We start from the raw sequence: 14,693 nt of genomic DNA on the forward strand, positions 1-14,693 counted from the left end.
GGACTCAAGTGTGCACGACGTCCGCCTCTCGGTCAACAGACCTGAGTCGTGGGGGCTCAACTCTTATCCGCTCCTTACACGCATGGAGCCTCTGAGCTGCTGTTTTCTCGCAGAGTCAGTGCACCTTTACTGCACCCGGAGCCTCCGGACGGGGGCGCCCCGGACGCCCCAGCGACCTCGGGACGGGTCCCCCGGGGGCGGGAATCGCATGCGGATGGACACGGCGCGGGCGGACCCCGGGACGTACGGCCCCCACAACCGCGACAGCGGCCACCGCGCCCGCCACCCACCAGGCGGCCCCCGCCCCCAGCCACCCGAGGTCGATGCACACCCCCACGAGCGCAGCCGCGAACGCCGCAAGACCCGTCACGACCATGACCCCCTGACGGGTGAGTCCCGCCCGCCGCAGCCGGTGCACCAGATGGTCCGGCGCCGGGCGCAGCAGCGGCCACCCCGCCCGCCGCCGCGACACCAGGACGAGGACGGCGTCCGCGCTGGCCACGGCCGTCAGCGCGAAGGCGGCGCCGAGGCCGGTCCCGGCGGGCCGCTCCGCGTGCACCAGCACGACCGCCGAGGCCAGCACGAAGCCGGTGAACAGCGACCCGCACCGCCCCGGCGCGATCCTGGCGGGCGGCCATCCGTGCATCAGGAAGCCGGTGAGGGCCGCGGCCAGCACGCTGAGCAGCGCCGCGAGACCGTCCATGAGTTCGGCGGCCGCGCACGCGCCGAGGGCGAACGCCGTGATGACGCCGACCGTCCCCATCACCCCGTCGGCGTGGTCCAGCGAACGGAAGCCCTGCGTGACGAGGACGACCCAGGCCACCGCCAGCACTCCGGCCGGCATGCCGAGTTCGTCGTAGGGGACGGTCAGCGCGGCGGCGACGGCGACGCCCGCCCCGCACACCACCGGGGGTACGGGCAGCAGATCGGCGGCCAGGCCGAGCAGGGCGATCGCGATCCCGGCGACCAGCAGCCGGCCGGTCTCCGGCCCGAGCGGGGCGGCGCCCGTCCAGTCCCCGGCCCAGCCGACGAGCGCCGTCGTGCCGGCCACGGCGACCCCGCCGAGGAGCGGAACCGGCCTCCCTCTTCCGGGGGCCCGCGGTTTCGCCCGGCGCGCGGGAAGCCCCCTCCCTTCGGCCGGGCCGGGGCGCAGGGAGAACGACCGCAGCAGCGCGGTGAGCGTGGCGGTCAGGAGCAGAGCGGCGGTGGCGGCCGTGATTCCGTACAGCACGTCGCCAATTTAGGGGTAATTGTCACAGTATTGGGTGAATAACACGATCGGGTTTACGTGTCCTGTCAGCCCCGGGCGAAACGGAGCTACTGCCCGCCTCCCGGGCGGCCACTCAGGCTTCCCTCAGCGACGCAGATCACCGCACCTCTGACTACAGTGCGGCGGAGGAAGTGGGTAGTCTCAGACGGACTGCATAAGTTACCGCTTAGTAATCACCTTCGAGGTCACCCTCGAAGCAACACCTCGCAGGCCCGAGGAGCCCCCGAATGCAACTCGCCGCGATCATTGTGTCGCTGGTCCTGACCGTGGTCGGCGTCGCCCTGATCGCACGGGCCGTCGCGCAGATCTACCGGTTCATCAAGCTCGGCCAGCCCGTACCCGCCGGCAGCCGCACCGACGACTGGAAGGCCCGCAGCGTCACGCTGGCCAAGGAATTCGTCGGCCACACCCGTATGAACCGGTGGGGGATCATCGGCGTCGCGCACTGGTTCGTGGCCGTCGGCTTCCTGACCCTGGGCCTGACGATCGTCACGGCCTACGGCCAGCTCTTCAAGGCCGACTGGACGCTTCCCGTCCTCGGCGGCTGGCTTCCGTACGAGCTCTACACCGAGTTCATCGCCCTGTTCACGACGCTCGGCATCCTCGTACTGATCGCCGTACGGCAGCTGAACCGGCCGTCGAAGCCGGGCCGCAAGTCGCGCTTCGCCGGCTCCAAGACCGGCCAGGCCTACTTCGTCGAGGCCGTGATCCTCGTCATCGGCCTCGCGATCATGACCCTGCGCGGCCTGGAAGGCGCGATCCACGGTGTCGACCACTACGAAGCCGCGTACTGGGCCTCGTACCCCCTGGTCGCCGCCTTCAAGGGCCTGAGCTACGGAACGCTGCAGAACCTGGTCTACCTGACCGCCATGATCAAGCTCGGCGTCACCATGGGCTGGGCGATCACGGTCGGCCTGAACACCAACATGGGTGTCGCCTGGCACCGCTTCCTCGCCTTCCCCAACATCTGGTTCAAGCGCGACGCCAAGGGCGCGACCGCCCTCGGCGAGCTGCTCCCGATGACCAGCGGCGGCAAGGCCATCGACTTCACCGACCCCGGTGAGGACGACGTCTTCGGCGTCTCCCAGGTCGAGCAGTTCTCCTGGAAGGGCCTGCTCGACTTCTCCACCTGCACCGAGTGCGGCCGCTGCCAGTCGCAGTGCCCCGCCTGGAACACCGGCAAGCCGCTCTCCCCCAAGCTCCTCATCATGTCGCTGCGCGACCACGCGCACGCCAAGGCCCCGTACCTGCTGGCCGGCGGCGGCAAGACCATGGAGGGCGAGGAGAAGGCGTCCGAGGAGCAGCTCAAGGACGTCCCCGCGGCCGCCCTCGCCGAGGCCGAGCGCCCGCTGATCGGCACCGCGGAAGAGAACGGCGTCATCGACCCGGACGTCCTGTGGTCCTGCACCACCTGCGGCGCCTGCGTCGAGCAGTGCCCGGTCGACATCGAGCACATCGACCACATCGTCGACATGCGCCGCTACCAGGTGATGATCGAGAGCGCGTTCCCGTCCGAGGCGGGCACGATGCTCAAGAACCTGGAGAAGAAGGGCAACCCCTGGGGTCTGGCCAAGAAGCAGCGCCTCGAGTGGACCAAGGAGGTCGACTTCGAGATCCCCGTCGTCGGCCGCGACATCGAGGACCTCAGCGAGGTCGAGTACCTGTACTGGGTCGGCTGCGCCGGCGCCCTGGAGGACCGGGCCAAGAAGACCACGAAGGCCTTCGCGGAGCTGCTGCACATGGCGGGCGTCAAGTTCGCGATCATGGGCGGCGACGAGAAGTGCACCGGTGACTCCGCCCGCCGTCTCGGCAACGAGCCCCTGTTCCAGGAGCTCGGCATGGAGAACGTCGCGGCGCTGAACATGGCCTTCGGCGAGGACGACGAGGACGAGTCCACCAAGAAGCCGAAGACGGCGAAGAAGATCGTCGCCACCTGCCCGCACTGCCTCAACACGATCGGCAACGAGTACCCGCAGCTCGGCGGTGACTACGAGGTCATCCACCACACCCAGCTGCTCCAGCACCTCATCGACGAGGGCAAGCTGCTGCCGGTGACCCCGGTCGAGGGTCTGATCACGTACCACGACCCGTGCTACCTGGGCCGGCACAACAAGATCTACACGCCCCCGCGCGAGATCATGTCCGCCGTCCCGGGCCTGCGCCAGCAGGAGATGCACCGCCACAAGGAACGCGGCTTCTGCTGCGGCGCCGGCGGCGCGCGGATGTGGATGGAGGAGCGGATCGGCAAGCGCATCAACAACGAGCGTGTCGACGAGGCTCTGTCGCTGAACCCCGACATCGTCTCCACCGCCTGCCCGTTCTGCCTCGTCATGCTGACCGACTCGGTCAACGGAAAGAAGAACGAAGGCAAGGCCAAGGAGTCCGTCCAGGTCGTCGACGTCGCCCAGCTCCTCCTCGAATCCGTCAGGACCCCGGTCGAGGAAGAGCCCCCGGCGGGCGCGGCCGAGTCGGAGAGCGAGCCGGAGCCGGAGCCGGTGAAGTAGCCGGCCCCGTCCGGCCCGGCGGTCCCGCACGACCGTCCGACGACACGTATGTCTGACACAGCCGCCTGACCCGGCCGTCAGGCACAGCCGACCGGCCCGGTCCGGATCGGTACGACCGACACCCCCGTGCTCCGCGGAGCACGGGGGTGTCGCCGTGTCCCGGCCCCCGCGCGCCCTCGCCCCGGGCCGCGGCCGCCGTCCACCGGACCCGAGCGCGGATACCGTCCACGCGACCTGGCGACGCATGCCGTCCACCGATGCCGTCCGCGGAACCTGTCTGCGAAATCTGTCCACGGAAACAACCGAACTCACGTACAACCCTTGAGGCCCACCAGCGGTCTCCTGTTCGCCGATCGGCCAGTGAACTGCCGGACAACTCCAGGCAAACACAGACGCTCGGATCCCTATTGACAGGGGACGTGTGCCCAGCGTCCCCGCATGCCGCAGGAGAATCCCGCATGCACATGCGTCACCCGCACCACGTGCGTCTCGCCCTCGCGACGGCGACGGCCGCCGCTCTGACGGGCGGTCTTCTGACCTTCTCGGCCGCGACCGCGACCGCCGCGGACTCCACCACGGTCCCGCAGGCCGACTTCAACGGCGACGGCAAGGGCGACGTGGCCCTCTCGGCCCACGGCGCCTACGTCAGCGGCCACGCGGGCGCCGGCCAGATCGTCGCCCTCTACGGCACGGCCACCGGCGTCTCGTCCGCCAAGCGCAGCACGATCAGCCAGAACACCACCGGCGTGCCCGGCACCGCCGAGGCCGGCGACGCCTTCGGCGCCGAGTCGGCGTACGCGGACTTCAACGGTGACGGGTACGACGACCTCGCCGTCGCCTCCCCGTCGGAGAAGGTCGGCACCGACACCAACGGCGGCGGCCTCGCCATCCTGTGGGGCTCCGCGAGCGGTCTCACCGGCAAGGGCGTCGGCGTCCCGGACCCGGCCCCCTCCTCGCACGACTACTGGGGCAAGGACCTGGCCGCCGGCGACTTCGACGGCGACGGCAAGGCAGACCTCGCCGTCGGCAGCTCCGCGAGCACGGTCTACGTCTACAAGGGCGGCTTCACCACGGCCGGCACCCCCGGCGCCCGTACGACGATCAAGCCCCCGATCGTGTCGGGCACCAACGACAACCCCTACGGCCCGCTCAGCCTGACCGCGGGCGACGTGAACGGCGACGGCAGGACCGACCTGATCGTCGACGGCTTCGAGACGAACTCCGACTACGGCTGGAACACGAACTACTACGTACCCGGCACGGCGAGCGGTCTGAGCGTGGCGTCCGCCAAGGCCCTCAAGCCCGGCATCGTCACCGGCATCGGCGACATCAACGGCGACGGCTTCGGCGACATCGTCAGCGGCGCCGGCTGGGACTCCGCCCTGGACGACGGCACCCCCGTCCCGGACTCCGCCAACGGCGGCAAGGTGAACATCACCTACGGCTCGGCGTCCGGCCCGGCCGGCACGACCGGGGTCACCCAGAACAGCGGCAGCGTCCCGGGCACCTCGGAGAAGGGCGACGGCTTCGGCTGGGACCTGGACATGGGCGACGTCAACGGAGACGGCTACCAGGACCTGGTCGTCTCGGCCCCGAACGAGGACATCGGCGGCGTCACCAACACCGGCATGGTCACCGTCCTGTACGGCTCCGCGGCCGGCATCAACGTCTCCTCCGGCACCCAGGCGTTCGCGCAGAGCACCGCGGGTGTCCCCGGCAGCGACGAGAAGGGCGACCTGTTCGGCGCGGACGTCAAGCTCGACGACGTCACCGGCGACGGCAGGGCCGACCTGATCGTCGGCTCGTACGAGAACGCCGCCGACGGCGCGGTCACCTACCTGCCCTCCAGCGGCGGCAAGATCACCACGACCGGCTCCCGTACCGTCTCGCCGAGCACGTCGGGCGTCTCGACATCGGGCACCCCGCAGTTCGGCGCCGTCTTCGCCGACTGACCGCCGCCGACTGACCGCCGCCGAGGGGCCGACCGTCCCCGGACGGCCCCTCCACGTGGCATTCCGTCGAACAGACCCTCCCGTAGGGGCCCCGCTCGCGGTGCCCCTTAGGGGATGTCACAGCTCGGACCCAATGCCGGGCCCGTTGCCCCGGCTCCGCCACGTCACTCTCCGGGACCAGGTACGTTCGATGACGTGGCTGGATTCAGGATCGGACGCGGGGGCCGGGACAACCGTGCCTCGCAAGGGCGACCGCAACAACAACCGTCGTACGGACAGTCCTCCCAGGGACGTGGACAGCAGTCCCCCCAGGGAGGCGGGCAGCAGCCGTACGGCTATCCGCCCGCGCCATCGCAGCCGCAGTACGGGGGACAGCAGCCGTACGGCGGACAGCAGGGCGGTCAGCCCTACCGCGGTGGGCAGCAGGGCGGCTGGCCCCAGAGCGGCGGACATGCCGGCGGGCACGGCGAGCCGGAGTACTTCGGCGACGGTCACCCGCAGCAGGGCCCGGACCCGTACGCCGCGAACAGCCCCGGCCATACCCAGGCCTTCTCGATCGGCGAGGACCCCTACAACCAGGGGGACGTCTACCGGGCGGGTCAGGCGGCCGCTCCGCCGGTCGGCCCCAGGCTGCACTGGAAGGACCTGCTCAAGGGCATAGTGACGGCCCCGAACCGGACCTTCCTCCAGATGCGCGACTACACGATGTGGGCCCCGGCCCTGATCGTGACGTTCCTCTACGGCCTGCTGGCGGTCTTCGGCTTCGACGGCGCCCGCGAGGACGCCATCAACGCGACCCTCTCCAACGCCGTCCCGATCGTCCTGACGACCGCTGTCGCCCTCGTGCTCAGCACGTTCGTCCTGGGCGTGGTCACCCACACCCTGGCCCGCCAGCTCGGCGGCGACGGTGCCTGGCAGCCCACGGTCGGCCTCTCCATGCTGATCATGTCCATCACGGACACCCCGCGGCTGCTCCTCGCCATGTTCCTCGGCGGCGACGCATCCTTCGTCAAGCTCCTCGGCTGGATCACCTGGGTCGCCGCGGGCGCCCTGCTGACCCTGATGGTCGGCAAGTCCCACGACCTTCCCTGGCCGAAGGCCCTCGCCGCGTCCTCCATCCAGCTGATCGCCATCCTGTCGATCATCAAGCTCGGCACGTTCTGACGCCGTAGGGCACACCCCCGGAACCGACAAAGAGGGACCCCCGGCACACCGCCGGGGGTCCCTCTCACGTCACATGACCGCGAACCGTCATGGGCGCATGCCGCGCCTACGCGTCGAGCACCTGCCCGGACCGCCGGACGACGGGAGGTTCGGAGCTCCACGGGAAGTTGATCCACTCGTCCGTCCGCTTCCAGACGTACTCGCACTTCACGAGCGACTGGGTCTTCTCGTAGATCACGGCGCTGCGGACCTCGGCGACCTCGCCGACGCAGAAGTCGTGCACGAGCTTGAGTGTCTTGCCCGTGTCGGCGACGTCGTCGGTGATCAGGACCTTCTTGTCGGAGAAGTCGATCGCGTTGGGGACGGGGGCCAGCATGACCGGCATCTCCAGCGTCGTCCCCACCCCGGTGTAGAACTCGACGTTCACCAGGTGGATGTTCTTGCAGTCGAGGGCGTAGGCGAGCCCACCCGCGACGAAGACGCCGCCCCGGGCGATGGAGAGCACGATGTCCGGCTCGTACCCGTCGGCGGCGATGGTCCGGGCGAGTTCGCGTACGGCGACGCCGAACCCTTCGTAAGTGAGGTTCTCGCGCACGGGAGACATGGGTATCGCCTCAGACCTGGGTGCGGTGGAAGTTCAGGAAGGACCGCGAGGCCGTCGGCCCGCGCTGGCCCTGGTAACGGGAGCCGTACCGGTCGCTGCCGTACGCGAACTCGGCCGGCGAGCTGAGCCGGAACATGCACAGCTGCCCGATCTTCATCCCCGGCCACAGCTTGATCGGCAGGGTCGCGAGGTTGGACAGCTCGAGGGTGACGTGCCCGGAGAACCCGGGGTCGATGAACCCGGCGGTGGAGTGGGTGACCAGGCCCAGCCGTCCCAGCGAGCTCTTGCCCTCAAGCCGTGACGCAAGGTCGTCGGGCAGCGAGATGACCTCGTACGTGCTGGCGAGGACGAACTCTCCGGGGTGGAGGATGAACGGCTCGTCACCCTCGGGCTCGACGAGCCGCGTGAGATCCGCCTGCTCGACCGCGGGGTCGATGTGGGGGTAGCGGTGGTTCTCGAACACCCGGAAGTAGCGGTCGAGGCGCACGTCGATGCTCGACGGCTGCACCATGGATTCGTCGTAGGGATCGATCCGGACCCGCCCGGCGTCGATCTCGGCCCGGATGTCCTTGTCTGAGAGAAGCACGTCCTGAGGATACGCAAGGCGGGCGGAGCCACCACAATCGTGACGGCCCCGCGCGCTCGTACTAGCGCTCCGACACTGTCTTCTCCAAGGCCACCGGCACCACACTGCGGAGCCGGGCACACCGTGGACACCGGAGCAGCCGGCCGGGGCCGAGCCGCTCGGCCTGCTGCATCGGGAACGAAGCGGTGCTGAACACGTGCCCCTCGGCACAACGGACGACGGTGCGCTCCATCAAGTCCCAGAGTCCCTTCCCCAAGAGCCGCGTCAGGCTGATGCCCTGACCGCGAAGCCACATTACGGGATGAAAGGGATGGCTCTCCAGGCGGCACTCCGACCCCGCCGGGACCCACTTCAACGTCCCCACCGTACGCCCCAACTCCCGTCTCCCGCAGCCGCGTCCACCCTCCGAAACGCGAACGGGCCCCGCGGCTTCGACGCCGGTGGTCGGGCATGAGGTACAGTGAGCGAGCATTCGACACCGGCCGAAACCGGCGTCTTACGCGGGTGTAGTTTAGTGGTAGAACATCAGCTTCCCAAGCTGAGAGTGCGAGTTCGATTCTCGTCACCCGCTCCATGTGAAACCCCCAGGTCGATGACCCGGGGGTTCTTTGTTGCCCAAACCGATGAGCGGGGCGCGCACCACAACCGCACCATAACGACCGACTAGGTGCCTGTGGAGTCCTCCTTGTGGTGCGCCCGGTCGTCGTCGTGGTGCTTCGCCCGCTCGGCACGCACCATGTCGTCGAGCCCGGCCGCCACGTCCCGTTGCCGCCCGTCGTCGGAGTGCTGATAGATCAGCGCGGCCTTCTCGGAGGACTGGCCGGCGCGGACCATCGCGTCCTTGAGGGTGGCGCCCCGCTGTGGCGCATCACGTGAGTGACGACCATGGGCTTCCGGCCGACTCCGCCCTGCCCAGTGCCCACGGGATGGTCACCCGACCCAACTGGGCTGCGCCGCAACATGCTTATGGACCAGCCTCGGATGCACCCGAGATGCTGATCGCGCTACCGGATACCGATCAGGGCGTGAGAACCCAGGCACTGGGCGACCTGCACGGCGTCTTGCACCACCAGAACGCGATCCATGAGGCGACGGTGCCCACGGCCCGGTACGTAGCCTCGATCCTCTCCGATCCGAGGACGCTGCTTCCGGTCGACAAGATCCGAGGAGCCTTTCCCGGATGTATGCGCGCCGAGCTGCCGGCTTGGATCGGATCGGCTTGGATCGGATCGGATCGGTCGCCAACGAGGTGACCGACGCGGCTGATGCCATACACCGGCAGTACGGATTCCCTCTCGACGATCACCCGCCGGCCGTAGCCATGCAGGAGATGCGACCGCTTCTGTTCTCAGTCGCCGTCCCCTGCCTCCACGACGTCGACCGCCACGTAAGCGAAGCGGCGATCGCCGCATGCATCCCACTGTTGGACGACGTCCGGTTGCGGCACCACCGTGCAGTCTTGGTTCCCCCGGTCCGTCAGGTGCTCGGAACCAGCGAGCTTTGGCAGCACCGGGAACGGGCCATCGATGCCCTCGACGCATGGGACGAGGACTCCTCAGGGCTGGAGGGCCGACGGAATCCTTTCCTGCTCTGCGACACCGACCTATCGCCGGACAGCTCCTCACGGCGTTCAGGCACGAGCAACACCGAAGGCTGGACCGAAGATCCGCCGCTCTGACCCGACCGGCCCGTGATCACCAGCGTCTGCCGGCTGCCGAGCAACAATCTTCTTTACTGGCTTGAAGTTGAATTCGTGATGTCGGCCTTGCGGGGCCAAACAGTGTCACTCGACTCTGGGAGGTCGGCTGTCATTCGCGGGCCATGTCCCGTCATTCCGGCCGGCCGTGGGGGCCCGCCTCGAGGGTTGCGCGAAGGCTGGCCACGGTTGAGCCGATGCGGGCCAGGTCGTCGGGGGGAACCGCCGCGGTCAGTGAGATGAGCTCGCTTTCGACAATGGGGCGGGAGGCGGCCAACCGCTCCTCACCCGCGGCTGTGAGGCGGAGGACGGACGAGCGACGGTCCTGGGGGTGCGCGACCCGCAGGCACCAGCCCGCAGCCACCAGCCGGTCGACCGCCTTGCTGACGGCCCCCACAGTGATCGCCAGTTCGCCGACGATGTCGAGCACACGGCACCCCGGCACGCGGTCGATGATCTCCAGAAACTCGAACTGTCCCAGCCCCAGCCCTTGTTCGGCGCGCAGCCGGGCGCTCACCGCGTTGTAGAGCCGGGTCTCGACGCGGACCAGGTCGATGAAGATCGGGGTGATGTGGCTCACATTGGCCTTCCAGTAGATTCCTGGGAATCATCTTCCTTGGAATCCGGTTGAGGCGGGCAGGTGGATTCCCAGGAATCCATCCTCGCACCCCGACCCATGGAGGCCCCACATGTCCCGACAGCAGCGCGACGCACTGGACGCCATACTCCGTTCCGCCCCCCGCAGCGAGAAGCAGCCCACTCCCGAGGAGCAGCGCAGCGGTTTCGCCGCGGCCCTCACCCGCCCCGCGCCGGAGGACGTGGTCACCCGCAGGACCGTCCTGGGCGGGCGGCCGGCCCTGGAGCTGGAACCGGCCGGAGCCTCCGGCCGCGGCCGGCTGCTCTACCTGCACGGCGGTGGCTACGTCGTCGGCTCACCAGACACCCACGCAGGGCTGGTCGGTGAACTGGCCCGCCGCACCGGGCTGCGCGCGACGTCGGTGGACTACCGGCTGGCGCCCGAGCACCCGTTCCCCGCGGCTCTCGACGACGGGCTCGCGGCCTACCGCGAGCTGCTGGCGTCGGGCACCGACCCACGGGACCTCGTCATGGCCGGTGACTCCGCCGGAGGCGGCTTGAGCATCGCCACGCTGCTCGCCGCCCGGGAGGCCGGGCTGCCGCAACCAGCCGCCGTGGTCGTCTTCTCCCCCTGGACCGACCTCACCCTCACAGGCGGAAGCATCCGTTCCAAGGAGGGCGCCGACCCCATTTTCACAGCGGCCGACGTGCGCGCCTGCGCCGATCTCTACGTCGGCGCAGGCGACCGGTCGCATCCCCTGGCCAGCCCGGTGTTCGCCGACCTCACCGGACTGCCCCCACTCCTTGTGCAGGTCGGGGCGAACGAGGTACTCCTCGACGACGCGGTCCGACTGGCCGGCCGCGCGGGCGCCGACGACGTCGAGGTCACACTCGAAGTCGGCCCCGGCCTCCCCCACGTCTTCCAGCACCACTACGGCCGCCTCGACGAGGCGGACGCCGCACTCGACCGCGCCGCCCGCTTCCTCACCGCCCACCTGAGCGCCACCCGCCCGGGCGCCGACCATCTCGAACCGGTCCACTGACACCGACCCGGCGGCCTCCCCGTGATGTCGGCGACGGCCACAGGAGCACCGTCGCCGACATCACGGGTTCAACTTCATTAGCGAGCTGCGGGCGTGAGGGGGGACACCCGATCTGGCTGGGGCGGTCGGCTCCACGGCTTTACGCAGCCACTTTGGGGCGAGCCTCGAAGGTCATGGCCCCAACCTCGTGCTTTACCGGGCAGGTCCACATACTGCCCGACTCGCCGGAAGCTCAAGGGGCCATGATCACTCGCCCCATGGCAGCTCCCGCCCAAAGCCTCGGAGCCAACCTCTCGCCGTCGTCGGCCACAAGCCGGCCGTGCCCCTGTCGTGATCAGGCTGCCCTGCCGGTCAGCGCACTGACGGGCGTCGGTGAGCGGCCCAGTGTTCGTCGGCAGTGATGCCCATCAGCACGAGGTCGTGGTAGCTGCCCGCGAAGAATTCGTGCTGCCGCAGCCGTCCTTCTTCGACAAAGCCGGACTTGCGATAGAGGGCGAGCGAGGCATCGTTGAATGCGTAGACCTCGACTTCGCATTTGTTGTACCGCTGCTCGGCGAACATGTAGGTAAGGATCAGCTCAGTGGCTTCCGTAGCGTAACCGTTGCCGCGATGATCGCGGGTGATCGCAATCCCTGTCTTGAATCGTCCTGCGCGGGGGTCGGTTTCCCCGACCGTCACAGATCCTGCGAAGGTCTGATCGGCTACTGTCTCGATTACCAGCCGGAAGGATTCGCCTCCTGGTGCACGTCCAGCACGCTCGGCGGTCCAGGACCGGAAACTCTCCCCCGAGCGGGGCGGCTCGACGAGATCCGCATTGCGAACGTCGACGGTGTGCTGGGCAAACGCGCGGAAGCTCTCCCAGTCGTCCGGCTCGACGCCCCGCAAGCGCACCTTCTCGCCCACCCAAATGTCGCTCATATCGCCCCTGCCACCTCAGCCGATGTGCAGGCGCAGGCGGCCATGCACTCCAAATGCATCACGGTAGAGGCATGCGTCCGCGAGGTGCTGAGTAGGTGCTGCTTCGATGTCGTGACCCACTTGCTTCACCGGACGCGAGGGATGCAAGGCCACCGCGGTGGCCACCAACTCGCCGGTCGGCCCGTGCCACAACCGTGCCAGATGGAGCGGGGAGCCACGGGGAATCCCGGTGCCTGATGGCATCTCAGACCGACACCAGCACAGGCGATGATGTCGCAGGTCAGCCAAGGCATGGCCCAACCTCGCTCCTAAAGCGGGTGTCGCAGGCTCGAATCCTGCCGGGGCACCAGCCAAAAGGCCCCGGACCGATCTTGGTCCGGGGCCGTCGGTCTCTACACAGGAGGTCACCCTCGGCCGAAGCTCGTGAGCTTTCTGGTACCGGGTGGGGCAATGGAGCTCACTTCAAAGAGACTCCGTCTGCCGTGGCATTGACGGAGGCCACTGTGTCGTTCCCTGCGTATGACCATCGCCAGTAGCCTGTAGCGTTGGCCGTCGTCGTAGTGCTCAAGCGGCCTGTTGCGTCCGTGCGGACGGTCTTGATCGTCGTGTATGTGCTGCTGCCCGTTTTCCTGAACTGCAGTTTCACAGGCTGGCTCGCGTAGCCGGTGAACGTTGTGGCCGCGTCCGACGTCGCGCGGGTGAGGCGGCCGTCAACCGTCAGTCTGGCACCCTTCGCTACGGGTTCCGGGCCAGCATTTACTGTCAGCTTCGACGCCTTCAACAGCGTGACAGCGTCGTCCGTCGACGCGGCAGAGGAAGACGTGGTGTTCTGGGCGAACAGCCAGCGCCAAGAGCCCGAGTTGTTCGCCGTAGCGGTCGTCTTCAGCTTGCCGTCCGTCCCTGAGGTGACTGTTTTGACAGTGGCGTAGGACGTAGCGCCGTTCTTCTTGAACTGCAGTTTCACCGGCTGGTCTGGATATCCGACCGTAGCCTTCGTCGAACCATCCACTTCTGTGGCGTGCCAGTCAGGACGTGTCAGGCGACCGGCGAAGGTGAGGGTACCGCCCTTACGGGCCGGCTCAGGAGTGGCATTCATCGCTGCCAGCCCAGTCTTCATCAGCAGCAGCGCATTGTTACCCGGCAGGTTCTCGTACTGCGGGTAAAGGGTGGACTCCAGGTAGTAGCCGCCGTCATATGCATAGCCCGATACCCGCAGCCCGATACGTCCGGGATTGCCCCCTGGGTAGAGAATCGCCGTCCCGGTACAGGTGGACACGGTGGCGGTGGTATGCACGCATGTCATGTTGTGGTCCACGGGACCTTCGAGGAAGGTGCCTGCCACGGCCGCGTCGATGGTGTCGATGCCCCCGGAATCGTCGTAGATCTGGGCGCTGACCGGCACCGTCACCGAGTCGGTCGTGCCCAGGACGATCGGCTTGCCGTTGTTGATGGAGACGCTGCGGAACTCGGTGTCGTCGTAAGCAGCTCGTGCCGGAGTCGCGAACAACAGCCCGCCGGTCGCTGTTGCCGCCAGAACGAGCGCTGTTCTGCGAGCAGCACTCCGGGATCTCGGTGGTATGGATGTCATGGAACCCCCCATGTCGTTGGACCGCCCCCTGCCACGGTTGCCGCATCGTTTCACGAAGATCAAGCGGCATGGATCAGCTGGGCGGTGAAGCGGCGGACACCGACGAAAGCCACGGGCCCCCCAACGTGCGAGGGAGGGCGAAGCGGGAGTTCATGGCCGAGGACGTCGCGCCAGAGAGTGCAGGGAACGACGGAGGCTGGCGAAAAACAGGGCGCCGGCCGGTCAGGCCTCGTTGCCTTTTCGCCGGCAGGTTATCCGGGTATCCGCCTCCGGACGACCCAAGCCTCCCAAGCTGATGGCTCCGGCATCGTCGTCCCGGATCGGCTGTCGAGGTATGCGCTGGTCGACGGGCGATAGCGTGGCTGGGATTGGTGGGGGTGCAGGGAGGCATACGCGCGCCTGATCGGTCGGCGCACACGCCGCCGTGGCTGACTGTCTTCGGCTGAGGTTCAGAGGGCGCGCATCGGGGGTGCGGACCGTCAGTCAGCGCGCGCCTGGGCCGTCTCTGGGCCGTCCGACGTTGCTCAACAGCGGCCAATGACGACTAACACGACGGCCAAGCGTACAAGCCCACCGTCCCTGAGCTGCGAAAAAGCAGGCCGCCGAGATCTCCGGCAAGACCCAGGGCAGGAAGAAGTAACCCGCATCATCAATGACCCCTTGCCTGCGGCCTTCCCGCAGGCAAGGGGTCATTTGCTTCGCTCAGCCGTCTCGTTGCCCTGCCCTCGGACATCCGATCCAGCCCGATCGTCACATCCCGAGGCCCGACGCGTCATCGGATGCGCCGGGCCT

At 68.3% G+C, this 14,693-nt stretch carries 11 protein-coding genes, 1 tRNA gene and 1 pseudogene; 6 read left to right on the top strand and 7 right to left on the bottom strand.

The genetic code is table 11. The annotated features are described in order from the left end of the window. Nucleotides 1-115: 115 nt before the first annotated feature. Nucleotides 116-1,231 (bottom strand): undecaprenyl/decaprenyl-phosphate alpha-N-acetylglucosaminyl 1-phosphate transferase, encoded by a 1,116-nt coding sequence (locus OG780_RS20300; RefSeq protein WP_328450192.1) that lies wholly within the window; start codon nucleotides 1,229-1,231, stop codon nucleotides 116-118. Nucleotides 1,232-1,497: 266 nt separating this feature from the next. Here OG780_RS20300 and OG780_RS20305 point away from each other — a divergent pair, with 266 nt between their 5' ends. The 3 genes from OG780_RS20305 to OG780_RS20315 all read left to right on the top strand — a co-directional run bounded on the left by OG780_RS20305 (nucleotide 1,498) and on the right by OG780_RS20315 (nucleotide 6,890). Continuing rightward, on the top strand, nucleotides 1,498-3,774 hold the full coding sequence (locus OG780_RS20305; RefSeq protein ID WP_328450194.1) for a (Fe-S)-binding protein: 2,277 nt from the start codon (nucleotides 1,498-1,500) through the stop codon (nucleotides 3,772-3,774). A gap of 458 nt (nucleotides 3,775-4,232) precedes the next feature. Beyond that, nucleotides 4,233-5,726, top strand: coding sequence for an FG-GAP and VCBS repeat-containing protein (locus tag OG780_RS20310; RefSeq protein ID WP_328450196.1), 1,494 nt, complete (start codon nucleotides 4,233-4,235; stop codon nucleotides 5,724-5,726). A gap of 114 nt (nucleotides 5,727-5,840) precedes the next feature. After that, nucleotides 5,841-6,890, top strand: a complete 1,050-nt coding sequence (locus OG780_RS20315; protein WP_328450198.1) for a Yip1 family protein — start codon at nucleotides 5,841-5,843, stop codon at nucleotides 6,888-6,890. Nucleotides 6,891-6,996: 106 nt separating this feature from the next. Here OG780_RS20315 and OG780_RS20320 read toward each other — a convergent pair whose 3' ends face one another. Further along, nucleotides 6,997-7,494, bottom strand: coding sequence for a phosphoribosyltransferase (locus tag OG780_RS20320; RefSeq protein ID WP_328450200.1), 498 nt, complete (start codon nucleotides 7,492-7,494; stop codon nucleotides 6,997-6,999). Between the two features lie 10 nt (nucleotides 7,495-7,504). Then, nucleotides 7,505-8,080, bottom strand: a complete 576-nt coding sequence (gene dcd / locus OG780_RS20325) for a dCTP deaminase (protein WP_328450202.1) — start codon at nucleotides 8,078-8,080, stop codon at nucleotides 7,505-7,507. Nucleotides 8,081-8,580: 500 nt separating this feature from the next. Here dcd and OG780_RS20330 point away from each other — a divergent pair. Further along, nucleotides 8,581-8,654 (top strand) — tRNA-Gly (locus tag OG780_RS20330). Between the two features lie 89 nt (nucleotides 8,655-8,743). Here the strand turns inward: OG780_RS20330 and OG780_RS20335 are convergent. Next, a pseudogene (locus OG780_RS20335) lies at nucleotides 8,744-8,941 on the bottom strand (integrase); the annotation flags it as partial. Between the two features lie 319 nt (nucleotides 8,942-9,260). Between OG780_RS20335 and OG780_RS20340 the strand changes: the two are divergent. Beyond that, nucleotides 9,261-9,758: a hypothetical protein gene (locus tag OG780_RS20340; RefSeq protein WP_328450204.1), complete on the top strand. Its 498-nt coding sequence runs from the start codon at nucleotides 9,261-9,263 to the stop codon at nucleotides 9,756-9,758. Nucleotides 9,759-9,909: 151 nt separating this feature from the next. Here OG780_RS20340 and OG780_RS20345 read toward each other — a convergent pair whose 3' ends face one another. Beyond that, nucleotides 9,910-10,356, bottom strand: a complete 447-nt coding sequence (locus OG780_RS20345; protein ID WP_328450206.1) for a MarR family winged helix-turn-helix transcriptional regulator — start codon at nucleotides 10,354-10,356, stop codon at nucleotides 9,910-9,912. 109 nt (nucleotides 10,357-10,465) lie between these two features. On the opposite strand from OG780_RS20345, the gene OG780_RS20350 reads away from it, so the two are divergent. Continuing rightward, the gene (locus tag OG780_RS20350) at nucleotides 10,466-11,395 is read left to right on the top strand and encodes an alpha/beta hydrolase (RefSeq protein ID WP_328450208.1); all 930 of its coding nucleotides are present in this window, start codon (nucleotides 10,466-10,468) and stop codon (nucleotides 11,393-11,395) included. 351 nt (nucleotides 11,396-11,746) lie between these two features. Here OG780_RS20350 and OG780_RS20355 read toward each other — a convergent pair whose 3' ends face one another. After that, nucleotides 11,747-12,313 carry a GNAT family N-acetyltransferase gene (locus OG780_RS20355; protein ID WP_328450210.1) on the bottom strand — a complete coding sequence of 189 codons (567 nt, stop codon included), beginning with the start codon at nucleotides 12,311-12,313 and terminating at the stop codon, nucleotides 11,747-11,749. A 457-nt stretch (nucleotides 12,314-12,770) separates the two neighbouring features. After that, nucleotides 12,771-13,901, bottom strand: coding sequence for a hypothetical protein (locus OG780_RS20360; RefSeq protein ID WP_328450212.1), 1,131 nt, complete (start codon nucleotides 13,899-13,901; stop codon nucleotides 12,771-12,773). Nucleotides 13,902-14,693: the final 792 nt, after the last annotated feature.

The organism is Streptomyces sp. NBC_00386 (genome assembly GCF_036063235.1).
GTDB lineage: Bacteria > Actinomycetota > Actinomycetes > Streptomycetales > Streptomycetaceae > Streptomyces.